Genomic DNA, 26,857 nt, shown 5'->3' on the forward strand with positions numbered 1-26,857 from the left:
CGTCTGGCCGACTGCTCCTGCCAGGGCCAGTCGTTGTGGGACACCTCGGCTCTGTGAATCATGAACACCCCTCCGCCCGTCGAGACTGCGCCTCGATTCCCTCAGTTCGGCTGTCGGATCACACCCTAGATGTGTTCCGACTCACAAGGCGGCGAATCGAGCCCACTGCCGCTCAGTCCTGACTGGCCGCCGATGATGATCACTGTGAGTTATTTTCCACCCGGGAGGCTGGCATTGGTACCACCTGTTCGGTGGTTGCCCACACTCTCTGTTGGGCCAATTGTGCGAGCGCGCGAGTGCGAGGGGTAGCGCCGAAGATCATCAATTGCCCTTCTCGGGCGATTCTCATTTCCTGGTCGAGCAGGGACAAAGCCTGGCCTGTCCGTGGTCGCGACAATGATGATCTCGCGGGAAGGCCCGGTCAACGGCCGTTTGGGTGGGTGGGTGAATTGACCAGTGACGAATTGTGATCGCCCCGTCACCTGTCGCAGAATCCCGAGAACGGCGTTACGGACGCTGTTCCTGAATCGACGTATCTGGTACATGTCGCGCTGCTCTACTACCGATGAGCAGGTTGACGTGGACATGCGCACTGATCGTGACCGACGACTCCCGGGGTGGGGATCCAATGGCGACCATGAGCCCAAGTGGCGACTATCTGGCCAACGGCAGCGACAGCGGGCAAGCCGCTGGTCTGTCCGAGGTGGTCGACCTCCCAGCGCACGTAGGGATGCGACACAGAGCGCGACTACTCGACCCGACGGTAGCGCTGCCCGGCAGCAAGAACCAGAGGCCGCAGCCGACTGTCTACCGTGCCGACACCCTGCTGATGCCGCTGCGCGTCGCCCGTGACCGCGACCTGATCGCCCGCTTCAACGAAGTGCTCGAACCCCTCTGCGTCGAACTTGTGGTGACCCTGCCCGAAACCCGGCGCTGGCAGGACGCCCTGACCGCATTCGACGACGGCTTCGCGGTCCCGGTGCTGGTGCGGTTGGGCGGGGACGAACTCGTCGAGCAGGCGCCCGACCCGTGGATGGTGCTGGCGAATCTGCGCCGCAAGTTCCCCGAGGAAGACCTCGCGGGCATCGGCCTGGAGCACATCGCGGTCGCCGCGTCGGTCGAGATGGCAGGCGCCCCCTTCGGCAGCGGCGTCCCGTTCGGCAGCGGGGTCCCGTTCGGCAGCGGGGTCCCGTTCGGCAGCGGCGTTCCCTTCGGGAGCGGCGTGCCGTTCGGCAGCGGGGTCGGCCACGGCAGCGGGGGCGGAGCCCTCGGCACCGGCACCCGCAACCCGGTTCGGCTGTATGTGCCCGAGCCCAAGCGCACCGCCGACCCCGCCACCCTGCCCTCGGGGCGGCGCCCGGTCGTGGCCGTGCTCGACACCGGGATCGGCCCGCACCCCTGGCTGTCGGTGGGCGATCCCGCCGACGACCCGGTGGTCGAGGTGTCCACCGAGTTCCAGGCGCTGCTCGCGGACCTCGAGGGCACGATGACCGACGCCACCGGCGGAGTCATGCCCACCTTGGCGTCCCCTTTGGACGAGCGGGACGTGCTCCAGCCACTGCTGGGCATCACCGACTCCCACTCCGGCCACGGCACCTTCGTGACCGGCCTGGTCTTCCAAAACTGCCCGGACGCGCGGGTGTTGTCGCTGCGCGTCCTGCACACCGACGGCATCACGACCGACGCCTCCGTGCTGTTGGCGCTGGAGTGGCTGCGCAAGCGCGTGCAGGACGCCCTGGACGACAACCGGCCGGAGGAACTGGTCGACGTCGTCTCGATGTCTCTGGGCTTCTACCCCGAGCACACCGACTACGAGACGGGCCTGCTGCTCGCCGAGGCCGTGCGCAAGCTGACCGACCTCGGCGTCGTCGTGGTGGCCGCCGCGGGCAACGACTCCACGACCCGCCCGTTCGTGCCCGCCGCCCTGGTGCTCAACCCCGACGGCTCCAACACAGAGAACCCGCTGCTCGTCGCCGTCGGCGCGCTCAACGCCTCCGGCAAGTCGGTCGCCGCGTTCAGCAACGAGGGCGACTGGGTCCGCCGCTGGGCGCCGGGCAACTCGGTGGTCAGCACAGTCCCCCTGTGGGAAGGACCGGAAGGCGCGGACCTGTCGACCCAGGGCGACGGCTGCCCGAAGCTGCCGAGGAGCACGCCGGACCCGGACGACCTCACCACCGGGTTCGCGGTCTGGGCAGGGACCTCGTTCGCGACACCGGTGATCGCGGGCATGGTCGCGACGAACCTCGTCGCGGCCGCGGACGCGCGCACCGTCGAAGACCGCCGCGCCCGCGCACACGACGCCCTCGCGATCACCGACGCCCACTTGCAGGAGTTGGGCTGGTTCTCCTGAACCCCAGCGCGGTTGATCCGCGTCCGGTGACTGGGCAGTAATGTCTACTGCCATGGCCGGTGGTTCCGACACAGCGCGGTGCCCGCAGTGAACGAGCGGGTGCTGCGGCGGGCCACCGGGCTTCATCGGCGGGCGCGGATCGCCGTGTACGCCTACGACTTCGCGAAGGCGAGGTCGCTGCTCGAGCAGGCTCTCGACACCCTCGATTCCGCGCCCGAGCCGGACGATCAGGAACTGATTCCGCTGCGGGTGCGCGTCCTGGTGACCGCCGCCTACGCCGACACGGAAGTGGGACAGGTCGAACTCGGCCTTGGCAGGCTCGACACCGCCGACCGGCTGGTGCCGGGCGTCGCCGACGAAACCCGGCGCAAGGAGCTGGTCGAGCTGTCCCGGGAGCAGCGGGGGTTCCTGCTGATCCGGGTCGGCCGCACCGAAGAGGGGCTGCAGACCCTCGACAAGGCCGCCGAGTCCCTCGAACGCGATCTCGCCGCGGGCGTCGGCGACCCGAGCGTCCTCGCGATCCTGCATCTCAACCGCAGCCTCGCCTACATCTGGCTGGCGCAGACCGCGGCCGCGATCGAGGAAGTCCACCGCTGCATCGACCTCGCCGAGCGCTACGAGATGGACCCGACGATCTCGATCAAGGCCAGACACAACCTCGGCTATGTCGCGTACATGGCCGGTGACATGCCCACGGCGCTGCGGCACTACGAGGAGTCGGCCCGGATCTGCCAGGAGCAGGCGCCCGGCCTGCTGCCCGTGGTTCGGCTCGACCAGGCCCGCGCGATGCTCGCCGCGGGCCTGGGCGAAGAGGCCGCCCGCAACCTGGACGAGGCGCTTCCCGTGCTGCGCAAGCAACGCGGCGGGCAGGACGCCGCGGAAGCCGAGGTGGCCAGGGCGGCGGCCGCCCTGCTCGACGGCGACGACACGCTGGCCCGCAGACGAGCGCGGTCCGCGGAGGCGAGCTTCACCAAGCGCGGCAACACCCGGTGGGCCGCCATCGCGGCGCTGACCGCTGTCCGCGCCCAGGCTCACACCGCGTTGCGCACCGGCCGCGTGCGGCAGACGCTGATCGACAACGCGGTCAAGCTCGCCGACCGGCTGCGCTCCCTCATGCTCGAAGACGAGACGGCTCTCGCCCTGCTGCTCGCCGTCCGGCTCGAACTGCGCCGCGGCGACCCCGCCGCGGCCGAAGTGCTGCTCGACCAGGTGCCCCGCCCGCGCCCGACGACGCCCATCGACCACAAGATGCTGCTGCGCCTGTGCCGCGCCGAACTCGCCGTCTCCCGGGGCGTGCCCCGCGCCGCGCTGGGCGAGGCCCGCGCCGGACTCGACGAACTCGGCAAAGTGCGGGACCGCATGGGCGGCATGGAGTTGGTGTGCGGTACCGCGCTGCACGGCCAGGAACTCGGCGAACTCGCGGTCAAACTCGTGCTCCGCGACACGCGCTCGGATGCGCGGCGCCTGTTCGAGTGGCTCGAACGCACCCGGGCGCAGGTCTACCGCTATGAGCCGCTGCCCGCCATCGAGGACCAAGAGGTCGTGGAGAAGGCAGCGGAACTGCGCCACATCCGCCGGGTCGTGCAGTCTGCCCGGTTGGCGGGCCGGTCCGCCGTGAAGTTGGAGAAGCAGACCGCCGCGCTGGAACGGGAAGTGTCGCGCCAAGGCTGGTATGCCAGCCCCTGGGGCAGTCCGCGTCCGGTGGCGGCGCTGACCCAGGTGACCGACGCGCTCGGCGACCGCGCGCTGGTGTCGTTCGCGACGTCCGACGGCGAGGTCGTCGCCGTGGTCGTGACCGGTGAACGCACGCGCATGGTCCGCCTGGGCTCCTCGGCCGCCGCCGCCGAGTGGTCCGCGCGGTTGCACGCCGACCTCGACGCCCTTGCCCCGGACACGCTGCCCCCACCGATCGTCGACGTCGTGAAGGCGTCGGCCGCGCGGAGCGCGGGCGGACTCGACGAGCAGTTGATCTGTCCGCTGCTCGACCTCATCGGCGACCGGGAACTGATCGTCATCCCGACGGGAGCGCTCTACGCCGTGCCGTGGGGGAGCCTGCCGTCGCTTCTCGGCAGACCGGTAGTGGTCGCCCCGTCCGCGACCGCGTGGCTTTCCGCCGCCACGGCAAAGAGCACATCCGGCGGCACGGTTCTCGCGCGCGGCCCGTTGCTCACCGGCTTCGTCGCGGAAGAAGGCATGTTGAGCACGGTGTATCCCGACGCTGTCGCGTTCAGCGGGGAAGCGGCGACCGTCGCCGAGGTGCTCAAGGCCCTCGACGGCGCCGAACTCGCCCATCTCGCCGCGCACGGCGAACACGAGCCGACCAACGCCCTGTTCTCCCGGCTCGAACTGGCCGACGGCCCCTTGTTCGCCTACGAGGTGGCCCGCCTCCGGCAGCCCCCGCGCCAAGTCGTCCTCGCGGCCTGCGAGTTGGCGCTGAACTATGTGCGCCCCGGCGACGAAGCCCTCGGCTACGCGGGCGCCCTGCTCGCCAGCGGCGTGCGGACCGTCGTCGCCGCCACCAGTCGCGTCGGCGACGAGTCGGCCGCGACCGCGATGGTCGCCTACCACCAGCGCCTCGCCGCGGGAGTCGCCCCGGCCCGCGCTCTGGCGGAATCGGTGGCCGACGACCCATACCGGCGACCGTTCATTTGCCTCGGCGCCGGATAGGAACGGGTACGACGGCCATAGACAATGCGTGACCGGGCTACTTACGATCGCAGGTCTGTGTTGTAGACCACACGACCGGAGGGTGGCCCGATGAGCGAGCACCGCACACTGTGCGCGGCCTACCAGGCGACCGCCAAGCAGAATCCGGAGTTGGTGGCGCTGCGGACCCCGGGGGACGCGGTCTCGATGACGTGGCGCGAGTACTCCCGGCGGGTTCGCCGGATCGCGGCGGGCCTCGCCGCCTTGGGCGTCGGCCGCGGCGACACGGTCGGGATCATGCTGACCAACCGCCCCGAGTTCCACCTTGTCGACACCGCCGCCTTGCACCTCGGCGCGGTTCCGTTCTCCGTCTACAACACCAGCGCCGCCGAGCAGCTGTCCTATGTGTTCGCGAACGCGGCCAACAAGGTCGTCGTCACCGAAGCGCGGTTTGTGCCGATCCTGTATGCCTCTGGCGCCGACACGCGATTGATCTGCGTCGACGGAGACGCCGAGGGAACGACGTCGCTCGCCGAACTCGAGGCAGGCGGCGACGACGCGTTCGATTTCGACGCCGCCTGGCGCGCGGTCGAGCCTGACGACCTCGCCACGATCATCTACACCTCGGGCACGACCGGCCCACCCAAGGGCGTCGAGTTGACCCACGCCAACCTGCTGGCGGTGACCGACGCGATCAAGGACTCTTACGACCTGACGCCCAACGACCGAGTCTTGTCGTTCCTGCCCTCCGCCCACATCGCGGACCGCGTGGTCTCGCACTACATGTCGATGGTGTTCGGTACCGTGGTCACCTCGGTCGCCGATCCGAGACAACTCGCCACGGCGTTGCCGGACACTCGCCCGCACCTGTTCTTCGCGGTCCCCCGGGTGTGGCAGAAGTTCAAACTCGCCATCGACAGCGCGCTCGCCGAGACCAGCGGACCCAAGCGGAAGATCGTCGCGTGGGCCATGGAGGTGGGCGCCCGCCGAGCGAAAATGGAGTTGGCGGGCAAGCCCATCCCCGGAGCGTTGGCGCTCCGACACCGCTTGGCGGACAAGGTCGTGCTCTCGAAACTCCGCCAGAAGCTCGGCTTGGACGAGGCGAAGATCCCGGCCTCCGGCGCGGCCGCGATTCCCGTGGAGATCCTGGAATACTTCTGGGGCCTCGGCATCCCCATCTATGAGATCTGGGGCATGTCCGAAACAGGAGGACTCGGCACGTCCGGGCGACCGGGCAAGGTCAAGCCCGGCACGGTCGGCGCCGCGGTGCACGGCGTGGAGGTGAGGCTCGCCGACGACGGCGAACTGCTCATCCGGTCCGCCTCCGTCATGCGCGGCTACCGCAACGATCCCGAGAAGACCGCCGAGACGATCGATGACGAGGGCTGGGTGCACACCGGTGACATCGGCGTGCTTGACGACGAGGGCTTCGTGACGATCGTGGACCGGAAGAAAGAGCTGATTATCAGCTCCTCTGGGAAGAACATGTCGCCCACCAACATCGAGAACGCCATCAAGGCGTCCAGCTCCCTCATCGGCCAGGTGGTCGCCATCGGCGATGACCGGCCATACGTGTCCGCGCTCGTGGTCCTCGACCAAGACGCGGCCGCGGGCCTTGCCGCCCGACACGGACTGCCCGAATCCTCGCCGAGCGCCGTGGCCACCCACGACCAGGTGCGCGCACTGATCTCCGACGCGGTCCGCGCGGGCAACGCCAAACTGTCCCGGGTAGAACAGATCAAACGCTTCCGCATCGTCCCGGACTTCTGGGAACCAGGCGGTGACGAGTTGACCCCCACGCTCAAGCTGCGCCGCAAACCGATCGCGGAGAAGTACGCCCACGACATAGCCGACCTCTACGCCGACTCGCCAACCGCCGAGACCATAAACCTGGGCTCCTGACACCCATGTCCGCGGGCGCGCGGTCGCGCCCGCCATCACCACCATGAGCCCTACCCCGGCGGATGACATCGCTCACCTTCCGACTTCTGATTGGCTCGACGGGTTGAGGGGCGTGTTCACGGGATCAGCAGATTCACGTCGCCGAACTCGTGCCACAGGTAGCCATGGTCGATCGCCGCGCGGTAGCAGCGGTCCAGCAACTCCTGGCCCGCGATCGCGGCGAGCATGTCCAGATGGGACGCGCGCGGCTCGTGGAAGCCGGTCAGCAGACCGTCGACCGCGCGCACTCCCCGGCCTGGCGTGATGATGAGGTCTGTCCATCCTTCTCGCGCGTGGACGTCGCCGTCATCCCCCACGGCGCTTTCCAGCGCCCGGACCGCCGTCGTGCCGACCGCGACCACTCGGCCACCGTCGGCGCGAGCCCGGTTTACCAGCCGCGCGGTAGTCGAGGAAACGCGGAACCGCTCCGGGTACGGACGTTCATGAGCCTCAGGTGACGCGACACCGGTGTGCAGGAGAACCGGCGCGAACTGGATCCCCGCCGACACCAGACGGGTAACCAGCCGATCGGTAAACGGACGTGCCGCGCTGGGCATCTCGGCGCTGCCCGGCTCCGTGCCGAAGACGGTTTGGTAGTACCGCAACGGCCATGACTTCGGCACGTATCCGTAGCGGATCGGCGAACCGAAGCAGTGCAAATACCCGCTCACCGAGTCGAACCCGCCCGGGTCCACAGCCGCCACCCACAGCCGGTCGTCGGAGTAGCGGCTCAGGAGCGTCACCGTCGCCCCACCCACGAGGTCATAGCGCGCGCCTGCGACACCGAACGGATACGGCGCGGTGGCCTTGTCGCCGGCCTGCCGCAACTCCACGAGCCAGGTGCCGTCGGACGCCTCCGTCGACAGGTGGACAGTCAGCCCGCCACCCACGACCCCGGCTGCGGCGGGCAGCGTCGCCGAGGTGTTCACAACCAGCACATCCCCGGCCCGCAACAACGCGGGCAGGTTCGTGAACCGTTCATGCGTGACCGTCTTCCCCTCGCCGACCAAAAGCCGGACGCCGTCGCGTGGCAGCCCGCGTGCCTCGGGTGGCTCGTGCGCCTCCAATTCCTCGGGCAGTGTGAACTCCAGCGTGCTCATGTCCCCTCCTCGCGGCGGTCGGAAAACCGCCGAATGTCATTCACCGAAATGGTTGAAGTCCCGAAGTCAGCCGTGTTCGTGCCAGAGCATCAGGTGCGCGCCCGCCGGATCGCGAACCTCGAAGCCGTAGTGGCCGCGCGGGTATCGCCCCGGTGGCCGGACCACCTCGACATCCCCGACGTGAGCGAAAGCGGCGTCGACCTCAGCCTGGCTCCCCAACTCGAACGCCACCGGCGCTTGCCTGCGCAGGCCGGGCGCGACCAGCTCGACATAGGCGTTCTCCGCCGCCCGAAGCACGACACCGTGTTCACCGTCCACAGACCACTCGTCCACAACGGACATCCCGAGACGGTCGACATAGAACGACCGCGTCTGCGCGAAGTTGTCGATCTCGAACGGGACCCACAGCGCTCGCGGCCCGCTCATGTCAGCTCCGGCAGCCGGAGCCTGCCGGACTCCGGGCGGTTCGCCAGCACTTTCAGCACGGCCGGGACGACCGTCTCGGGCAGCGGACGGTCGCTGATGTCTTCGCCGGGAAAGGCGTCCTGGTGCATTCGGGTGCGCAGGTCGCCAGGGTCGGCCCACCACACCCGGACCTCTGGCTCTTCCACAGCCAGCACGTTGCTGAGCTGCTCGACCGCCGCCTTCGAGGCCCCGTAGCCGCCCCAGCCCGGGTACGCCTCGACCGCCGCGTCGGAGGTGATGTTGAGGACCGCCCCCGCCCGCGCCCGTAGGTGGGGCAGCGCGAGCTGGGTCAGGCCGAGCAGGGCGACGACGTTGACCTCGAACACCGCCCGCAGAGCGTCGAGCGGGTGCTCGGCGAGCGGAGGAAGGGGACTCGGCCCCAGCGCCCCGCCGTTGTTGACCAGGAGGTCGGGCCCGCCGAGACTTTCCGCCGCGGCGCTGACCTCCGCGCGGTGGGCTGGATCGGTCAGGTCACCGGGGATGGCGATCACTTGGCCCGGCAGGTCTTGGGTGGCCGCGGCGAGCGCCTCCGCCCCACGGGCGTCGAGCACAAGCTGCCACCCGGCTTCCGCGAGACCCGTGGCCAGCGCGAGGCCGAGGCCGCGGGATGCTCCGGTGATGATGGCGACAGACACTGGGCTGTCCTTTCGTCCAAGGTTTCCGATGTGATCGACAGTAGGTTTCAGCCGAGGCGTCGCCATCGGACCCGAGGCGGGACTTATCTACGTCTTTGGTCCTAGGACCCCCGGTTTTGTCGGTCACCGTGGGTACCTTGGGAGTTGTGACCGGGATTGAACGAAACGAGCTGCGTGAAGTCAGCGCCGCGGTGTTGGCCGTCGCCACACACCTGTCGGTGCGCGATGTCCTGCAGACGATCCTGACTTCCGCGCGCAGGCTCGTGGGCGCCCGCTACGCGGCATTGGGAGTGCCGGACAGCGAGGGTGGTTTCTCCGAGTTCCTCGCCGACGGGATTACCGACGAGCAGTGGGCGGCCATCGGCCCACTGCCTCGTCAGCATGGCCTGCTCGGGGTGCTGCTCAGCGACCCGAGCCCGGTTCGCCTGGCGGACATTCGCGAACATCCCCGGTTCGACTGGTGGCCTGCCGCGCACCCGGTGCTTACCGATTTCCTGGGAATGCCGATCTCCGATGGCGAAGAGATCCTGGGTGAGATATTCCTGGCGAACAAGATCAAGCCGGGTGGGTTCACCGCGCAGGACGAGGAACTGCTGGAGCTGTTGGCCGCCCACGCGGCCATCGCCCTGGTCAATGCTCGGTTGTACGAGCGGGGGCGAGAGCTGACCATTGTCGAAGAACGCCATCGGATCGCTCGCGAGCTGCACGATTCGGTCACCCAGAAGTTGTTCAGCCTCCGGCTTACCGCCGAGGCGGCCGCGGCGCTGGTGGAACGGGACGCCGGGCGTGCTCTCGGCGAACTCGACACGGTTCGCAGGCTCGCGGCCGAGGCCGCGGACGAACTCCGCTCGGTGGTGATCGGGCTTCGCCCGCCGGATCTGGCGGGCGACGGGTTGGACGTGGCGCTCGGCAAGCAGATCGACGTGCTGAACCGGGTGCACGGCGCCGTCGTCCGGTTCCGCGGCGGACCGATCCCGCGGTTGGCGGCGGCGCGAGAGGAAGCCGTGTACAGGATCAGCCAGGAGGCGCTGCACAACGCGTTACGGCATTCGGCGGCGGGTCGGATCGAGGTCGATCTGGTGATGCGGGCGGGCGGTGTCGTGCTGGAAGTGCGGGACGACGGCGTCGGGTTCGACCTGTCCACACAGGAACACGCGTCTCGGCGGTTGGGGCTGTCGTCCATGCGGGAACGGGCGCGGTCGGCAGGGGGAAAACTCAAGGTCACCTCCCACAGTCCAGGTGGGACGACGGTCCGGTTGGAGGTGCCCGTTGACCAGTGAACAGATTCGGGTGCTCGTCGTCGACGACCATCCCGTCGTGCGGCAAGGGCTCCGCACATTCCTGGACTTGCAGGACGACATCACGGTGGTGGGGGAGGCGGTGAACGGAGAGTCCTGCGTCATCGAGGCCGAACGGTTGCGGCCCGATGTCGTGCTGCTCGACCTGCGAATGCCGGGCACGGACGGCGTGCACGCGCTACTGGGCCTGCGCGAACTGGGGAACCCCGCGCGAGTGCTCGTGATCACGAGCTTCGCCGAGCCCGCTGCGATCGTGCCCGCGGTGCGCGCGGGCGCGGCGGGCTACGTCTACAAAGACGTGGATCCGCAAGCCCTCGCCGTGGCCATCAGGTCAGTGCACGCCGGTCATGTGCTGCTTCACCCGTCCGTCGCCCGCCTGCTCGCCGAGGGCGATGCTCGGCCGGGTGGCACCACGCTCACCGCGCGGGAACGAGAAGTGCTGGGTGAGCTGGCCCATGGTCGGTCCAACCGGGAAATCGCCCGAGGCCTTGCCCTGTCGGAGAAGACGGTGAAAGCCCACGTGAGCGCGATCCTCAGCAAACTCGGTGTGCACGACCGAACGCAGGCGGCGCTTTACGCGGTGCGGATGGGGTTGGTGTCCTTGGTCGGAAAATGACGACTCTTCCCGCCCAGGCGATAAGTCAGCTTGGCGGGGGTGGGAGCCGGAGCGGGGCTGACCTTGTGGAACGGCATTGGTGCGGCGTATCGCGGTCGGGTGGTGGGTGTCTGTGTGTTGGTGAAGATCGCTGGGCATCGTGAGATGTGTGCCATTTGTCTGATGTGGACTGTCTGAACTGGATGGAGAGGGGGGAAGCAAGAAGCGTCGAGGGGACGGCGGTGCGGGAATCCGGCTGCGGCATCGGCGGTGTCTCCGCGGATGGCGGAGGTGGGCGGGAAGCTGGATGCCACAGGGGGCTGACGGCGGGTCGCTGGGAGCGCGGGATGGTGTGGCCGGGGAATCGCCTAGTTGACCTGACCGCGTGGGTCGCGTCGGTGGTGGCGGCGGCTTGGTGGCGTGTCGCTGAGTCGGTGTGTTCCGCCTGAGTTGGCGGTGGTGTCCGGCTGACGGCGTGCGGGTGAGCTGACGGTGGCGCGACCTCGTGGCGTGCGGCCGAGAAGACGGTGGGTCGAGGTGGGGCCTGCGGTTGAGCTGGGAGTGGCGCGAGCGGGGTGGCGTGCGAGCTGGAGTCGCTGTGGCCTGGTGGTGTGCGGCCGAGTTGGAGTGGTGCGAGCGGGGTGGCGGCCGAGTTGGAGTAGCGGTGGCTGGTGGTGCACGGCCGGACTGAAGTGGCGATGGGCAGGTGGCGTGCGCTCGAGCTGGGGTCGCGCTGGGGTGCGGCGTGAGTTGGGGTGGCGCCGAGTTGGTGGTGTGCGGCGCGTTGGGGTGGGGCTGAGCTGGGGTGGGCTGAATCTGGTCTGGGTGGGGGTGAATTGGTGGAGTGGGCTGAATTGGTGGAGTGGATCGAGTTGACAGGGTGCTGAGCTGACGGTGTCGTGGCCGACAGTGGTGTAGGCAGCGGTGGCGGGTTGCCTATGCCGGTCGAGCGGAGTGGTCGGTGGGTGTGGCTCGCCGACGGCGGCTGCTTGGTGGGCAAGTCGTGGTGTTCCCCGGCGGTGGGGACGGTCGCGGAATGTGATGAGCGGCGCAGGGGCGTTGGGCGAGGCTGACGAGGCATTGCTGCTGGTGGGTTGTGCGCGGTGATCAACGTCATGCGCGTCAGTGGCGTCGGCTTTGTCGCTGGGAGTGCCGAGGTGGAGCTCCGCGCCGTGCGGCCGGGGGCTGGACCATAGGGACCATAGGGTCAGTGGGGTCGATGAAGATTCTTCGCACTCGGTGGAACCGGCGATCTTGTGGCGCGTCCTTGCTGGGTGGGAAGCCGGTCTTGGGAGTGCGGCACCCGTTCAATATCACTATTCACCGCATGTATAGAGTGGAAGAGCAACCGGTTGCACGAAGACTTGGGGGTACCGGTGGATCGACGTTTTCTCCTTGCTGGTCTCGTTGCCGCGACCGCGCTCGCGGGCTGCACGGCCTCGGACTCCGGTCCGCCAGTGCCGGATCTCGCCGAGCGCGGGACCACGATGACCACGGCCACGCTCACGCGCCAGGACCTGACCAACAAGGTCACGCTCAACGGCAAGGTGACTTTGAATCCGGTCTTCGGATTGGTCGCCCCGATCAACGGCGAGGTGCGCTACCTGGAGGTGAAAGACCAGAAGGGCACGCCGAGCAAGCCGACTCGGGTCGGCGCGGTGTGGGCGGCGGGCAAGCCGACCCACGTCGAGGTGCCCGCTGGGTCGTCCTTCGCGGGCCGGCTGGTCGACGACCGGGCGGCGGTGACGGCGGGTATGCCGATCGTGTCGGCGAAGTACGGTGGTTACGGCATCGTCGCCGACATCGATGGGGCGCAGGCTTACACCCTCTCGGATGGGCTTGCCACCGTGCGGGTGCAGATCAAGAGCGGTCCCGGCCCGTTCGACTGCGCTGTGCTCGGCACCATCGCCGCGTTGCCGCCCGGCACCATTCCGGAGCCGCCCGCCCCGCCGCAGGCGCCCGCCCCTAATCCGGGCGACCCGTCGGCCCCGCCCGCGCCGCCCGCCCCGCCGCAGCCGGAGCAGAGGGACACCCGCACGCCGTCGGACGCCACCGGGCTGCGCCTGGTGTGCACCGCGCCCGCCGACGTCAAGCTCATCAACGGCGCCGCCGCCACCCTGGAAGTGGTGACCGCGCGGGCGTCGCAGGCGCTGGTCGCGCCGGTCGAGGCCGTCGCGGGCAGGCAGGGCGCGGGCAAGGTCGACGTCCTCGGCCCGGACGGTGCGCGGGAGACCAAGGACGTCGTCCTGGGCCTTACCGACGGTCGGGTAGTGGAGATCAAATCTGGTCTTACCGGCACCGAGACTTTGGCCGTGCCGGGGCCGAACCTGCCGCCGGGGCCCCAGCAGCCCGGTGTCACGGGGCCGTGACATGACCCCACTGATCCAGCTCACCAACCTGACGAAGACGTTGAAGGGGCAGGGTGAGCCGCGCTCGATCCTGTCCGGTGTCGACCTCACGCTGCACGCGGGGGAGAGTGTCGCGATCCTGGGCCGCTCGGGTTCCGGTAAGAGCACGCTGTTGAGCCTCATCGGCCTGTTCGACCGCCCGGACGGCGGCCAGTACCTGCTCGGGGGCTCCGACATCACCCGGGTGCCGGAACGCCGCGCGGCCCGGCTGCGCAGCGACGAGTTCGGGTTCGTGTTCCAGCGGTTCTTCCTGCTCAAGCACCTGTCCGCCGCGCAGAACGTGGCGATGGCGCTGGTCAACGGCCAGGGCTGGCTGCCACGCCGCAAACGCAAGGCGACGGTCATGGCCGCCCTGGAGCGGGTGGGCATCGCCCACCTGGCCAAGCACAAGCCGCCTCGGCTGTCCGGTGGTGAACAGCAGCGCGTGGCCATCGCGCGCGCGTTGGTCCGCGAACCGAAGGTGCTCTTGGCCGACGAGCCGACGGGCGCGCTGGACACCGAAACCGGAGCGCTGGTCATCGACGCGCTGCACTCTGCCACCGACCGGGGATGCGGGCTCATCCTGGTCACCCACGACCACGCGCACGCGAACCGGATGCAGCGGGTCGTGCGGCTGGCCGATGGCGTGCTCGTGACCGAACGCCAGGGGGTGTTCCCGTGATGGGACTCTCCGGTCGTTTCCGCTCCGCCCTGATCATCGGCGGACAAGGCGTGCGGGCCCGCAAGCTGCGCACGTTCCTGTCCATGATCAGCCTTTTCCTCGGCGTGCTCGCGGTGGTCACGGTGCAGGCGGGCGCGGAGATCGCCAACCGCGCGCTGCTCGCGGACATCGAGCTGACCCGGGGCAAGGACGGCACCATCCAGGTCGGCCTGCCCCAGCACGAGCAGACGGTGCCCATCGCGGTCGACACGCTGCGCGGCCAGTCGGACGCGGTCGCCGCGGTCAGCACGCAAGCGGTCATCGGCGAGCCCGGGGTGACTCCGATCAACGAGGGCGGCGTGCCGTTCGAGTACGCGGGCCAGAGCGTGGGCCGCGGTCAGTACTACTGCGACGGGCGGGGCGCCTGCTACTCGGTCGAGTCCACCGAGGCTCCCGCGCCGCCCGGTAAGGCCATCGAGTTGCAGATCGTCGGCCTCACCGGCGACATCCGCCCGTTCCGGCCGTTCTACGCCGAGGCAGGGCGCTGGCTGGACTTCTCCGGGGAACCGTCGCTGTCCCCAGGGCTTGTGCTCAACCGGGAGGCCGCCAAGGGGTTCGGGCAGTACCGCGTGCCCGCCGAGATGCGGATTACCGGCGCGTCGGTGAACTCGACCCCGCGCATCCTCGGCGTGGTCCACGACGGCCAGAGCAGGCCCGTCGCGTACGTGCGCGCGGACGAGCTTGACAACTGGCTTCCCGCGGCCAACGGCAACTCAGGGGCGTCCAGCCACCTTTACCTGTCGCCGTCCGCCACGAGGCTGGAACAGACCCTCAACGGCAGGCTGGCCGCGGCAGGTGTGCCGATGGAGCAGAGCTACCGGGACGTGGTGAACTCCAAGGAGCGGATCGGCGGGCAACTCGCCCTGATGCGGTTGATCTTCCTGGGGATGGCGGCGCTGGTGTTGCTCATCGGCGTCGCGGGCATCCTCAACGTCGGCTTGGCCACGGTCGGCGAACGCATCGAGGAGTTCGCGCTACGGCGGGCGGTAGGCACACCGCGTCTCTTGCTCGCGGGAATCGTCTTGGCCGAAACACTGATCATCGGTTTGCTTACCGCCGCGGCGGCAGTCGGTGTCGGTGTGGCGGGTCTTGAAGCTGCCGAACTGCTCTTCGGCAGCCGAGAACCCATGCTCCAAGGTGTTCAGTTTCCGTGGCAGGCGGGTGTCGCCGGGGTGATCGCCGGTTTGGTGGCAGGCGTGCTCGGCGGCCTGCTCCCGGCGATCCGCGCGGCCCGCATCCCGATCGCGACGGTGATGCGCGCCTAAGCGGGCGTCCAGTCCGTGTTCGCCCCGCAGACGACGAGGCAGGCCAGCTCGCCGGGCACCCGTCCGGCGAGCCAGGCCGCCAGCGGGACGGCCGCCGCGGGCTCCACGGCGAGCCGGAACTCCTCCCAGAGCCTGTCCCGCGCGGACAACAGCTCCGCGTCGCTCACGAGTACCGATGAGGCGTCGGCCGCGCGCAGGATCTCGAACGGCAGCGCGCCCACGCGGGTGGCGCCGAGGGCGGACGCTGCCACGGATTCCACCGGTGCGTCGACCGGCGTTCCCGCCGCGAGAGCGTCGTGCACGGACCGGCAGTTCTCGGGCTCGACCACGACGACCGGCCTGCCGCCGCCGAGGACCGTCCCGGCGGCGAGCCCGCCGCCGCCCGCGGCGACGACCATCGTGTCGACGTCCGGCGCGTCCTCGGCGGCCTCCGCCGCGCAGGTGCCCTGTCCGGCGATGACCAGTGGCTGGTCGAACGCGGGGACGTGCAGGGCCCCGGTGTCGGCGGCCTCGCCAAGAGCGGCGGCCGCGGCCGCGCCGTAGGTCGCGCCGTGCCGGACCAGTTTCGCGCCAGCCGCCTCGATTCGGCGCGCCTTCGCCTCGGGCACGCTTTCCGGCACGAACACCGTCGCCGGGAGTCCGAGCAGCCGCGCGGCCGTCGCGACGGCGAGCCCGTGGTTGCCGCCCGACGCGGTCACCACGTGGGTCGGCCGTTCGCCGCCGAGCAGCGCGTTGAGCGCGCCGCGCAGCTTGAACGAGCCGGTGCGCTGCAAGTGCTCCAGCTTCAGCACTACCGGGCGACCGTCTATCTCCGCGCGCATAACCGGTGTGCGCCGTGCGTAAGGGGCTATGCGCGACGCGGCGGCGGCGACGTCGAGGTGGTCCACAGGTCTCCACCCTAGCCACGTTCGAGCCATCGGGCGGGTGTGCGGACCGCACGGTCGATCCACCACACTGCACGCGTGACCACCGCACCCTGGCCCGCAGGCGCCGCCACCGGCATCGGCTCGCTGCCCGGCGTCGATCCCGTCGAGGCCGCCACGATCGTGCTCGGCGAGCTGCCCGATCTGCCGCACCTGCCCGAGCTTCCCGCGCGCGGTCTCGGCGCCGACATCATCGGCCGCACCGCCGCCCTCTTGGTCGATCTCGCCATCGAACTGGTCCCCTCCGGTTACCGCGTCACCGCTAGGCCGGGCCTGGACCACCGACGCGCCGTCGACCTGATCCGGCGGGACCTCGACGCGATCGAAGAGGCCGTCGAACGCGCCGGGACCCCGCCTGCCGCGCTCAAGCTGCAACTCGCCGGACCGTGGACGCTCACCGCGGGCGTCGAACTCCCGCGTGGACACCGGGTGCTCACCGACCAGGGCGCGCTGCGCGAGTTCACCGAGTCCCTGGCGGAGGGGATGCGCGCGCACGTCGCCGAGGTCCGCAGGCGCACCGGCGCGGACGTCGTGGTGCAGCTTGACGAGCCCACCCTGCCCACCGTCCTCGCGGGCGCGCTGCCGACCCCCTCCGGCTACGGCACGGTGCCCGCCGTCGCCGAACCGGAGGCCCGCGACATTCTGGCCGTCCTGGTGGACGCCGCGAAGGCGGCTACCGGCCATCCGGTAGTGGTGCACTGCTGTGCGCCGCGGCCACCGATCGCCCTGCTCCACCAAGCGGGCGCGGGGGCGATAGCGCTGGACGCGACCCTCTTGTCGGGTGTTCCCGCGTCGGTGTCCGACCAGATCGGGGAGGCTTGGGACTCGGGGGTCGCGTTGTTCCTCGGGTTGGTCCCGAGCACCGAGCCGAAGGCCCCGGTCAGCCTGCGGGACGTCACCGCACCGGCGCTGCGACTGGTCGACCGTCTCGGGTTCCCCCGGTCGATCCTGGCCGAGCGGGCGGTGGCGACGCCGACGTGCGGCCTGGCGGGCGCTTCGGCGAAGTGGGCGCGCCGGGCGATGGCGTTGACCCGGGACGTCGGCAAGGCGTTCGTGGAGCCACCGGAGTCCTGGTAGCAGCTCTTAGCGCAAGGGCTCGACGCCCGCAGGCAGCGCGTCCGCGGCTACCAGGCCGTCGAGATGGCCGAGCAAGGTGGAACGGAAGGCACGGGCGGCGGCGGTCGGCGGGACATCGGTGCGGTGCGCCAACGCGATGGTGCGGCGGATACTCGGCGCCGCCAGGGGAGTGGCGCGCAGCTTGGGTCTGCCGGGCAGGACCAGGCTGGGGACCACAGCCACGCCCAGCCCCGCTTCCACGAACCGCAGGACCGCGTCCATCTCGCCGCCCTCGACCGCGAGTTTCGGTTCGAAACCGGCTTCCCGGCAGGCGTGCAGCGTGGTCTCGCGGAGGTCGTAGCCGCGCCGGAACATCACCATCGGACGCTCCCGCAAGGTCTCCAGCCGGACGGTGTCCCGATCGGAAGGCGCCGGGCCGTCGGCCGCGGAGGCCACCATCAGGTGCTCGCGCAGGATCGGGGTGCTGGTCAGCGCCGGGTCGACACCCTGCGGTGGCACGATCACCAGCGCCAGGTCCAGGTCGCCGCCGAGCAGCGCCTCGGTCAAGTCGCGGGAGCCGCCCTCCTCGACGACCAGCCGCACGCCCGGGTACCGGTCGTGGAACCGCCGCAGCACCTCGGCAAGCACGCCAACGCACACGCTCGGGGTCGCGCCCAGCCGGATCCGCCCGCGCCGCAGTCCGATCAGCTCGGCCACCTCAAGGCGCGCGGTGTCCACATCGGACAGGATGCGCTTGGCGACCGGAAGCAGCGCTTCCCCTGCGGCGGTAAGCGAGACGTTTCCCCGCGCCCTGGTAAACAGCGGCGCGCCCAGTTCGGTTTCCAGGCTCTGGATCTGCTTGCTCAGTGAGGGCTGCGCCACATGCGCCTGTTTCGCCGCCTTGGTGAAGTGGCGGGTGTCGGCCACTGCCAGGAAGTACACAAGCTGCTGCAGCGTCATAGTCTCAGGCTATCGGGACGAGCCGATTCATGTATTGGACGTTGGGTGTCTGCCGCTCCTAGCGTGGCGGCATGGCAGTGACCACCGCGCCGAAACCCCCGGCGCCACAAGGGTTTTCGCGGACCACGGCGGGCAGGTTGTGGGCTTCGACAGTCGGCAAGAAGGCCGTGATGGCGGTCACCGGCGGGGTGCTCCTGCTCTACGTCGTCGCGCACATGGCGGGCAACCTGAAGGTGTTCGCCGGGGCCGACTCGATCGACGGATACGGCCGCTTCTTGCGCGAGTTCCTGGCGCCCGTGCTCGGCCACAGCGGGTTCCTGTGGGTCGTACGCGCTGTGTTGCTCCTGGCAGTCGTGCTGCACATGACTGCCGCGATCCAGTTAGCCCGCCGCGCCCGCAAAGCCCGACCCACCGGTTACGCCCACCGCGCCCGCGTGCCGGGCGGTTACGCCGCTCGCACCATGCGGTGGGGCGGGGTGATCATCGCGTTGTTCGTGGTCTACCACGTGCTCGACCTGACCGCGGGGGTGCTCAACCCGCACGGCGTCGAGGGCGCCATCCACGACAACGTCGTCGCCGATTTCCGGCACTGGTATGTCGTGCTGGCCTACACCGTCGCCGTCGTGGCGCTCGGTTTCCATCTGCGGCACGGCGTGTGGAGCGCGCTGCGCAGCCTGGGCATGGGCAGCGCACGCCGCGCCGCCGCGGTCCAGGCGGCGGCACTCGGTGTCGCGGTCTTGATCACCGCGGGCTTCTTGTCCGTGCCGTACGCCGTCCTCTTCGGATTCGTGAGGTGACCATGCTCTTCACCGAGGGCGACCCCATCGCCGACACCCGCGCGCCCGACGGCCCGCTAGAGACCCGCTGGGAGCGCCGCAGGTTTACCGCGCGACTGGTAAACCCGGCTAACCGGCGCAGGCTTACCGTGGCCGTCGTCGGCACCGGCCTCGCGGGCGGCTCAGCCGCGGCCACCCTGGCCGAACTGGGATACAACGTGCTGTCCTTCTGCTACCAAGACAGCCCTCGACGCGCGCACAGCATCGCCGCGCAAGGGGGAATCAACGCGGCCAAGAACTACGCCGGTGACGGCGACAGCGTGCACCGCCTCTTCCACGACACGATCAAAGGCGGCGACTTCCGCTCGCGGGAGTCGAACGTGCACCGGCTCGCCGAGGTCAGCACCCAGATCATCGACCAGTGCGTCGCCCAGGGCGTCCCGTTCGCCCGTGAGTACGGCGGACTTCTCGACACGCGGTCTTTCGGCGGCGCCCAGGTTTCCCGGACCTTCTACGCGCGCGGGCAAACCGGGCAGCAGCTGCTGCTCGGCGCGTATCAGGCTCTGGCACGCCAAATCCACGCGGGCCGCGTCCTCATGAGCCCTCGCACGGAAATGCTCGACTTGGTCGTGTCCGACGGCCGGGCGCGCGGTGTCGTCGTGCGAGACCTGGTTTCCGGTGAGGTCACCACGCATCTCGCGGACGCGGTGGTCTTGGCGACCGGCGGCTACGGGAACGTCTTCCACCTCTCGACCAACGCCAAGGGCTGCAACACGACCGCGATCTGGCGCGCCCACCGCCGCGGCGCCCTCTTCGCGAACCCGTGCTACACCCAGATCCATCCGACCTGCATCCCGGTAAGCGGTGCGCACCAGTCGAAGCTGACCCTGATGAGCGAGTCGCTGCGCAACGACGGCCGCGTCTGGGTGCCCGCCCGCGCGGGCGACGACCGCGCCCCGGGCCTGATCCCCGAAGAGGAACGCGACTACTACCTGGAGCGGCTCTACCCGAGCTTCGGCAACCTCGTCCCCCGCGACATCGCCTCCCGCGCGGCGAAGGCCGTCTGCGACGCTGGCCGCGGCGTCGGGCCCGGCGGGCTCGGGGTCTACCTCGACTTCGCCGACGCCATCGCCCGACTCGGCCGTGCCACCGTGGCCGCGCGCTACGGGAACCTCTTCGAGATGTACCAGCGCATCACCGCGGAAGACCCGTACGAGGTGCCGATGCGCATCTACCCGGCCGTGCATTACACGATGGGCGGCCTGTGGGTCGACTACGACCTGCGCAGCACCATCCCGGGCCTGTTCGTCATCGGCGAGGCCAACTTCTCCGACCACGGGGCCAACCGGCTCGGCGCCAGCGCGCTCATGCAGGGCCTGGCCGACGGCTACTTCGTTCTTCCCGCTGTGATCGGGGACTACCTTGCCGACGGCCCGTTCGGACCGGTTAACAGCGCGGCGGTAAACGAAGCCGAAGACGCTGTGCGCTCTAAGATCGCCGCCCTGTTGTCGGTAAACGGTGATCGGACAGCGGAATCGTTCCACCGGGAACTGGGCAGGCTGATGTGGGACCACTGCGGCATGGAGCGGTCCGAAGAGGGGCTGCGCAAGGCGTTGGACCGCATCCCGTCCCTGCGCGACGAGTTCTGGCGACGGGTCAAGGTGTCCGGCACGGGCGAAGAGCTGAACCAGTCGCTGGAGAAGGCGGGCCGGGTCGCCGACTTCCTGGAGCTGGCCGAGCTGATGTGCCTCGACGCGCTGCACCGCACTGAGTCCTGCGGCGGCCACTTCCGCGCCGAGAGCCAGACCCCCGACGGCGACGCGCGCCGCGACGACGAGCGCTTCTCCTACGCCGCGGCCTGGGAGTTCACTGGAGTGGGGGAACCGCCGGTCTTGCACCGGGAAGCGCTGACCTTCGAGGCCGTGCGGCCGAGTGTGAGGAGCTACAAGTGAGGTACACGCTGCGGGTGTGGCGGCAGACCGGCCCGGACGCGCGGGGACGGCTCGTGGAGTACGCCGTGGACGGCGTCACCCCGGACATGTCGTTCCTGGAACTGCTCGACGTGCTCAACGAACGGCTGCTGCTCGACGGCGACGAGCCCGTCGCGTTCGACCACGACTGCCGCGAGGGCATCTGCGGCATGTGCGGCCTGGTGATCGACGGGGTCGCCCACGGGCCGGAGAAGGCCACCACGACCTGCCAGCTCCACATGCGCCACTTCGACCCGGCCGTCCCCATCGTGGTCGAGCCCTGGCGGGCGGCGCCGTTCCCGGTCGTGCGCGACCTCGTGGTCGACCGGTCCGCGTTGGACCGCGTCATCGAAGCGGGCGGCTACATCTCGGCGCCCGCGGGGGCGGCGCCGGACGCGCACGCCGTGCCGGTGCCCAAACCGGCCGCGGACACCGCGTTCGACGCGGCGGCCTGCATCGGCTGCGGCGCCTGCGTCGCGGCGTGCCCCAACGGCTCCGCGATGCTGTTCACCGCGGCGAAGGTGACCCACCTCGGCCTCTTGCCGCAGGGACAGCCGGAGCGCCACTCGCGCGCCGCCGACATGCTGCGCACGCAAGACGAACTCGGTTTCGGGGGCTGCACCCAGACCGGCGCGTGCACGGCCGTCTGTCCCAAGGGGATACCGCTGGACACCATCGCCCGGCTCAACCACGACGTGCTCGCCGCCGCGCTGCGCTCGCCGCGCTGAAAACTGTCGGTCCCCCGTCGTAGCGTGGCCGCCATCACGTTGGAGGTGTGCGATGAGCCAGGCAGCGACGCGGGGACCGGCACAGAAGGTGCTGCTCGCGATCGGCACGCGCAAGGGGTTGTTCTTGGCCACCGGGTCGGGCGCGGACTGGGAGGTGACCGGCCCGCACCACCCGATGACCGATGTCTACGCGGTGGCCATCGATACCCGCCGCGAGACGCCGCGAATCCTCGCCGCGGTCACCTCGGAGCACTGGGGCCCCAGCGTCGCGGTCAGCGACGACCTGGGCGCGACCTGGAGCGAGCCGGAGCACGCCCCGGTCGCGTTCCCTGCGGACACCGGCGCCGCCTTGGCGCGCGTGTGGCAGTTCGCCCCAGGCTCCGTGGACGAGCCGGACGTCGTCTACGCCGGGGTCGAGCCGTCGGCGCTGTTCCGCTCCGAGGACGGCGGGCGCACCTACGAGCTGGTGCGCGGCCTGTGGGACCACCCGCACCGCGAACGGTGGGTTCCCGGGTTCGGCGGGATGGCCGTGCACTCGGTTCTGCCGCATCCTCGGGAGCCGGACCGGATCACCGTGGCCATGTCCACCGGCGGCGTCTATGTGAGTTCGGACGGCGGCGCGTCGTTCACGGCGAGCAACGAGGGGATCAAGGCCTATTTCCTGCCGGACCCTTACCCCGAGTTCGGCCAGTGCGTGCACAAGATCGCCCAGCATCCCGACCGGCCGGACCGCTTCTTCGCCCAGAACCACCATGGCGTCTACCGCAGCGACGACGGCGCGCGCACCTGGAAGTCCATCGCCGACGGCCTGCCCTCCGACTTCGGCTTCCCGATGGTCGTCCATCCGCACCTGCCCGACACGATCTACACGTTCCCGTTGGTCGCCGACGGAATGCGCTTCCCGCCCGAGGGCCGCTGCCGCGTCTACCGCAGCGACGACGCGGGCTCCACATGGACAGCGTTATCCGACGGGCTGCCCGAAGGCGGCTTCTGGACCGCGGTCATGCGCGACGCCATGTGCGCCGACGACGCCGATCAGGCGGGCGTCTACTTCGGCTCCCGCTCGGGCGAGGTGTACGCGGGCCGCGACGGGGGCGAGCACTGGAGCCAGGTCGCCGCCCACCTGCCGGATGTCCTGTCGATGCGGGCGGCGGTGATCTAGATGTCGGTCACCGTGCTGCTGCCCGGTGTCCTCCGGCCAAAGGCAGGCGGACAGGCCAGCGTCGAGGTCGACGTCGCCGATCTCGCCACGCTCGGGCAGGTGCTGGACGCCTTGGCCGCCCGCTATCCGGATCTCAACCGCCGCCTCCGCGACGAGACGCGGGCGCTGCGCCGCTATGTCAACTTCTATGTGAACGGAGAAGAATGCCGCTACCTGGGCGGAGCCGAGACTCCGATCGAGGCGGGCGCCGAGATCCAGGTCATCCCGTCCGTCGCGGGCGGGTGAGCCTGCTCTGGATCACCCGTGGGCGGACCGATCCGCCACCAAACGAGGCGAACTGGGCCACTATGGGCTCATGAGCGGGTTTGCGAGCGAGTCGGCGGCGCAGTGCGTCCGCGGGCGGTGTCACCGTGCTTGTGGGATGGCGGCGTGAGCGGGGTCGCGAGGAAGCCAGTGGCACGGTCCCCCTCTGGGGCGGGCCTGCGATGTGCGTGGAGTGGCCGCGTGAGCGAGCTTGGGAGTGAGTTGGTGGTGCGGTGCGTTCGCGGGCGGCTCCGCCGAGTGTGGGGAAGCGGCGTGAGTGAGTTCGCACATGAGCCCGTGGGGCGGTGTGCCAGCGGGTGGGGCAGGCAGGGTTGTGGGGTGGCGGCGTGAGCGAGTTTGCGAGTGAGTCGTCGGGGCAGTGCGCCCGCGAGTGGAGCCACCGAACCTGTGAGGTGGCCGCATGAGTTGGTTCCAGCGCCGCCGTCGACCCCGTGCCGCCGTCGAGCACCCCACACCCGCCGAGCTCGCCGAGCGGTTCTGGGCGCAGTGGCAGCGGCTGCTGCCCGAGGTGTCGGCCGCGCTCGGCGAGGGCGAGCCGCAGCGGGTCGAGAACCAGCTGTGCGACCTGGTCGCCACCATGCACCCCGATCTGCACTTCTCCCTCGACCGGGGCAGCCGGGCCATCTACGCGCTTGTCGTCTCCGGCCAGGAAGACCCGGCCCTGCGCCCCTACACCGACGCGTGGAAGGCCGCGGCGCCGCCCGACACGGCCGTCTGGGAGTTCCACGACTCGGTTCCCCCGGTGCCCGACCCGACCGAGGTCACCGTCAACCTCGGCCTGCACCGTGTCGCGCTGGCCGACGTCCGGGTGCACGCCCAGGTCGACGAGGAGGCCGGTGTCGTCGATGTCGCGGTGCACCACCCGGTCCTGGCCGCGCTCGACCCCGCGGCCCGGTCCGCGATGACCTTCCTGCCGTTGGACGCCACGCTGGGTGAGCGGGTGGCGGGGGAGCGGCTGCGCCGGGTGGAGAGCGCGGAGGCCGAGCCTGCCGACAGCATCAGCCTGCTTGAGCTGCGCGAACTTATCCACAGGCTCGCGGGCTGAGCCTGCCCGCTGTCGGTCCCCCTCGCTACTCTCCATGGTGTGACCAGTGTGGATCAGGATCTTCCGAAGGATTCCCTCGCCGAGGACGCCGAGGGTGTCGAGGACGTTCCCGCCGACGTGCGGGAGCGGCACGCTGAGCTGGCCGAGGAGTTGCTCGGGCACCAGTTCCGCTACTACGTGCTCGACTCGCCGACCATTTCCGACGGCGAGTTCGACGCGCTGCTGCGCGAGCTGGCCGCGCTGGAGGAGCGGCACCCGTCCCTGGTCACACCGGAGTCGCCGACCCAGCGGGTGGGCGGCACGTTCTCGACCGAGTTCGCCGCGGTCGACCACCTGGAGCGGATGCTCAGCCTCGACAACTCCTTCGACATGGACGAGCTGGGCGCCTGGGTCGACCGGGTCACCAAGGAGGTCGGAGACTCCGCGCACTACCTGTGCGAACTCAAGATCGACGGGCTCGCGATCAACCTGCTCTACGAGAACGGCAGGCTTACCAGGGCGCTGACCAGGGGAGACGGTCGCACCGGCGAGGACGTCACGCTCAACGTGCGCACCATGCGCGACGTGCCGGAGCGGCTCACCGGCACCGACGAGTTCCCCGTGCCCCAGTTGGTCGAGGTCCGCGGCGAGGTGTTCTTCCGGGTCGAGGACTTCACCGAGCTGAACGCCCGCCTGGTCGAGGCGGGCAAGGCCCCGTTCGCGAACCCGCGCAACACCGCGGCCGGGTCGCTGCGGCAGAAGGACCCCAAGGTCACCGCCAGCAGGCCGCTGCGGATGATCTGCCACGGCCTGGGCAAGCGGGTCGGCTTCGAGCCGACGTCCCAGTCGGAGGCCTACCGCGCGCTCGCGGCGTGGGGGCTGCCGGTGTCGGAGCACACCAAAGTGCTCGATTCCGCTGACCAGCTCGCCGAGCACATCCGCTACTGGGGCGAGCACCGGCACGACGCCCTGCACGAGATCGACGGCATCGTGGTCAAGGTCGACGAGGTGTCGCTGCAGCGGCGGCTCGGCACCACGTCCCGCGCGCCCCGGTGGGCCATCGCGTTCAAGTACCCGCCGGAAGAGGCCACGACCACGCTGCTCAACATCGAGGTCAACGTCGGCCGCACCGGCCGGGTGACGCCGTTCGCGGTGATGGAGCCGGTGAAGGTCGCCGGGTCGACGGTCGCCATGGCGACCCTGCACAACGCCAGCGAGGTCAAGCGCAAGGGCGTGCTCATCGGCGACCGCGTGGTCATCCGCAAGGCGGGTGATGTGATCCCCGAGGTGCTGGGGCCGGTCATCGACGCCCGGCCGGACGACGCCCGCGAGTTCGTGATGCCCACCGAGTGCCCGGTGTGCGGGACGACGCTGCGCTACGAGAAGGAGGGCGACGCCGACATCCGCTGCCCCAACGCGCGGTCGTGTCCCGCCCAGCTCCGTGAGCGCCTGTTCCACCTCGCGGGCCGGGGGGCGTTCGACATCGAGGTGCTCGGCTACGAGGCCGCCGCGGCCCTGCTCGCCGCGGGCGTGGTGGCCGACGAGGGCGACGTGTTCTCCCTTGACGAGGAAGCGCTGTCGCAGGTCGAGCTGTTCCGCACCAAGGCGGGCGAGCTGTCGGCCAACGCCCGCAAGCTCTTGGCGAACCTGGACACCGCGAAGGACCGTCCACTGTGGAAGGTCCTGGTGGGCCTGTCCATCAGGCACGTCGGCCCGACCGCGGCGCAGGCGCTGGCCCGCGAGTTCGGTTCCATCGACGCCATCGCCGCCGCGAGCGAGCAGGAACTGGCCGACGCGGAGGGCGTCGGCCCGACCATCGCCGCCTCCGTGCGGGAGTGGTTCGAGGTCGACTGGCACCGCGAGGTCGTCGAGAAGTGGCGCGCCGCGGGGGTGCGCATGGTCGACGACCGCGACGAGTCGACACCGCGCACCCTGGAGGGCCTGTCCATCGTCGTCACCGGCAGCCTCGACACCTACTCCCGCGACGAGGCCAAGGAAGCCATCATCGCCCGCGGCGGCAAGGCATCCGGCTCGGTGTCGAAGAAGACCGCCTTCGTCGTGGTCGGCGACGCTCCCGGCTCGAAGTACGACAAGGCCGTCCAACTCAAGGTCCCGGTCCTGGACGAGGAAGGTTTCACCGTCCTCCTGACCGACGGCCCAGACGCCGCCCGGGAAGTGGCCACCATCGGCGCGGACGACGATGCTCCCGCCGACGCGCCCGAGCAGGCCCCCGCCGACACACCGGATTGCACTGCCGAGACCCCGGCCGCAGACGCTGATCCCGACGCGGCCGCGCCCGGCTCGGCTGAGCCCGCCAAACCCCGCGCCCGCGCCCGGCGTGCCAGGAAACCGACGCCCGGCGAGCCCGAGGGGGATGCCGATGGCTCCAGTTGACACTCCGATCGGAGTTCTTCTTTCACCCTGAGCCGTCGTCCAAGCCGACGAGTCGCCCACGCGAACCCGCCGGGGGAGCCGTGCCTGTGCGCAGGCGGGTGCGGGCGTGCCTGAGCTGAGGTGGGTGCGGGCGTGCC

Annotated in this window: 21 protein-coding genes; 16 read left to right on the forward strand and 5 right to left on the reverse strand. The window is 70.1% G+C overall.

Going from position 1 to position 26,857, the window contains the following annotated elements; translation table 11 throughout:
• The first annotated feature begins 637 nt into the window (after positions 1-637).
• From BLS56_RS08620 to BLS56_RS08630, 3 genes are all read left to right on the forward strand, one after another.
• Complete coding sequence (locus tag BLS56_RS08620) at positions 638-2,350, forward strand: S8 family peptidase (protein ID WP_139190571.1); 1,713 nt, start codon at positions 638-640, stop codon at positions 2,348-2,350.
• An 87-nt stretch (positions 2,351-2,437) separates the two neighbouring features.
• A complete protein-coding gene (locus BLS56_RS08625; protein WP_228771484.1) occupies positions 2,438-5,017 on the forward strand; it encodes a CHAT domain-containing protein in 2,580 nt (859 codons plus the stop codon).
• 90 nt (positions 5,018-5,107) lie between these two features.
• Positions 5,108-6,898 (forward strand): AMP-dependent synthetase/ligase, encoded by a 1,791-nt coding sequence (locus tag BLS56_RS08630; protein ID WP_091449445.1) that lies wholly within the window; start codon positions 5,108-5,110, stop codon positions 6,896-6,898.
• 116 nt (positions 6,899-7,014) lie between these two features.
• On the opposite strand, the gene BLS56_RS08635 is transcribed toward BLS56_RS08630, so the two are convergent.
• The 3 genes from BLS56_RS08635 to BLS56_RS08645 all read right to left on the reverse strand — a co-directional run bounded on the left by BLS56_RS08635 (position 7,015) and on the right by BLS56_RS08645 (position 9,137).
• On the reverse strand, positions 7,015-8,037 hold the full coding sequence (locus BLS56_RS08635) for an S-adenosylmethionine:tRNA ribosyltransferase-isomerase (RefSeq protein ID WP_091449446.1): 1,023 nt from the start codon (positions 8,035-8,037) through the stop codon (positions 7,015-7,017).
• Positions 8,038-8,103: 66 nt separating this feature from the next.
• Entirely contained in the window at positions 8,104-8,463 is a 360-nt protein-coding gene (locus BLS56_RS08640) for a VOC family protein (protein WP_091449447.1), read from the reverse strand.
• The gene (locus BLS56_RS08645) at positions 8,460-9,137 is read right to left on the reverse strand and encodes an SDR family NAD(P)-dependent oxidoreductase (RefSeq protein ID WP_091449448.1); all 678 of its coding nucleotides are present in this window, start codon (positions 9,135-9,137) and stop codon (positions 8,460-8,462) included. The genes BLS56_RS08640 and BLS56_RS08645 overlap by 4 nt, the downstream gene beginning before the upstream one ends.
• A 146-nt stretch (positions 9,138-9,283) precedes the next feature.
• Between BLS56_RS08645 and BLS56_RS08650 the strand changes: the two genes are divergently transcribed.
• The 5 genes from BLS56_RS08650 (at position 9,284) to BLS56_RS08670 (ending at position 15,403) form a co-directional block, all read left to right on the forward strand.
• On the forward strand, positions 9,284-10,417 hold the full coding sequence (locus BLS56_RS08650) for a GAF domain-containing sensor histidine kinase (RefSeq protein WP_091449449.1): 1,134 nt from the start codon (positions 9,284-9,286) through the stop codon (positions 10,415-10,417).
• Positions 10,407-11,051, forward strand: a complete 645-nt coding sequence (locus tag BLS56_RS08655) for a response regulator (RefSeq protein ID WP_091449450.1) — start codon at positions 10,407-10,409, stop codon at positions 11,049-11,051. The genes BLS56_RS08650 and BLS56_RS08655 overlap by 11 nt, the downstream gene beginning before the upstream one ends.
• Positions 11,052-12,487: 1,436 nt before the next feature.
• Positions 12,488-13,399, forward strand: coding sequence for an efflux RND transporter periplasmic adaptor subunit (locus tag BLS56_RS08660; RefSeq protein ID WP_228771485.1), 912 nt, complete (start codon positions 12,488-12,490; stop codon positions 13,397-13,399).
• A gap of 1 nt (position 13,400) precedes the next feature.
• Positions 13,401-14,099, forward strand: a complete 699-nt coding sequence (locus tag BLS56_RS08665) for an ABC transporter ATP-binding protein (protein ID WP_091449452.1) — start codon at positions 13,401-13,403, stop codon at positions 14,097-14,099.
• Positions 14,099-15,403 (forward strand): ABC transporter permease, encoded by a 1,305-nt coding sequence (locus BLS56_RS08670; protein ID WP_091449453.1) that lies wholly within the window; start codon positions 14,099-14,101, stop codon positions 15,401-15,403. Before BLS56_RS08665 ends, BLS56_RS08670 begins: the two co-directional genes overlap by 1 nt.
• On the opposite strand, the gene BLS56_RS08675 is transcribed toward BLS56_RS08670, so the two are convergent.
• The gene (locus tag BLS56_RS08675; RefSeq protein WP_407640499.1) at positions 15,400-16,224 is read right to left on the reverse strand and encodes a serine/threonine dehydratase; all 825 of its coding nucleotides are present in this window, start codon (positions 16,222-16,224) and stop codon (positions 15,400-15,402) included. The genes BLS56_RS08670 and BLS56_RS08675 overlap by 4 nt on opposite strands.
• A 141-nt stretch (positions 16,225-16,365) precedes the next feature.
• Here BLS56_RS08675 and BLS56_RS08680 point away from each other — a divergent pair, with 141 nt between their 5' ends.
• A complete protein-coding gene (locus BLS56_RS08680) occupies positions 16,366-17,403 on the forward strand; it encodes a methionine synthase (protein WP_091449455.1) in 1,038 nt (345 codons plus the stop codon).
• A 6-nt stretch (positions 17,404-17,409) separates the two neighbouring features.
• On the opposite strand, the gene BLS56_RS08685 is transcribed toward BLS56_RS08680, so the two are convergent.
• The gene (locus tag BLS56_RS08685; protein WP_091449456.1) at positions 17,410-18,342 is read right to left on the reverse strand and encodes a LysR family transcriptional regulator; all 933 of its coding nucleotides are present in this window, start codon (positions 18,340-18,342) and stop codon (positions 17,410-17,412) included.
• A 71-nt stretch (positions 18,343-18,413) separates the two neighbouring features.
• Between BLS56_RS08685 and BLS56_RS08690 the strand changes: the two genes are divergently transcribed.
• The 7 genes from BLS56_RS08690 (at position 18,414) to ligA (ending at position 26,720) form a co-directional block, all read left to right on the forward strand.
• Positions 18,414-19,139, forward strand: a complete 726-nt coding sequence (locus tag BLS56_RS08690) for a succinate dehydrogenase cytochrome b subunit (protein WP_091449457.1) — start codon at positions 18,414-18,416, stop codon at positions 19,137-19,139.
• Positions 19,140-19,141: 2 nt separating this feature from the next.
• Positions 19,142-21,070 (forward strand): fumarate reductase/succinate dehydrogenase flavoprotein subunit, encoded by a 1,929-nt coding sequence (locus BLS56_RS08695; protein WP_091449458.1) that lies wholly within the window; start codon positions 19,142-19,144, stop codon positions 21,068-21,070.
• Positions 21,067-21,816, forward strand: a complete 750-nt coding sequence (locus BLS56_RS08700; protein ID WP_091449459.1) for a succinate dehydrogenase/fumarate reductase iron-sulfur subunit — start codon at positions 21,067-21,069, stop codon at positions 21,814-21,816. Before BLS56_RS08695 ends, BLS56_RS08700 begins: the two co-directional genes overlap by 4 nt.
• A 52-nt stretch (positions 21,817-21,868) precedes the next feature.
• On the forward strand, positions 21,869-22,978 hold the full coding sequence (locus tag BLS56_RS08705; RefSeq protein WP_091449460.1) for a WD40/YVTN/BNR-like repeat-containing protein: 1,110 nt from the start codon (positions 21,869-21,871) through the stop codon (positions 22,976-22,978).
• Entirely contained in the window at positions 22,979-23,263 is a 285-nt protein-coding gene (locus tag BLS56_RS08710) for a ubiquitin-like small modifier protein 1 (protein ID WP_091449461.1), read from the forward strand. It begins immediately after the preceding gene.
• 439 nt (positions 23,264-23,702) lie between these two features.
• Positions 23,703-24,347, forward strand: a complete 645-nt coding sequence (locus BLS56_RS08715; protein WP_091449462.1) for a hypothetical protein — start codon at positions 23,703-23,705, stop codon at positions 24,345-24,347.
• Between the two features lie 48 nt (positions 24,348-24,395).
• Positions 24,396-26,720, forward strand: a complete 2,325-nt coding sequence (gene ligA, locus BLS56_RS08720; protein ID WP_091449463.1) for an NAD-dependent DNA ligase LigA — start codon at positions 24,396-24,398, stop codon at positions 26,718-26,720.
• Positions 26,721-26,857 lie beyond the last annotated feature (137 nt).

Source organism: Actinokineospora iranica (genome assembly GCF_900101685.1).
GTDB classification, from domain to species: Bacteria; Actinomycetota; Actinomycetes; order Mycobacteriales; family Pseudonocardiaceae; genus Actinokineospora; species Actinokineospora iranica.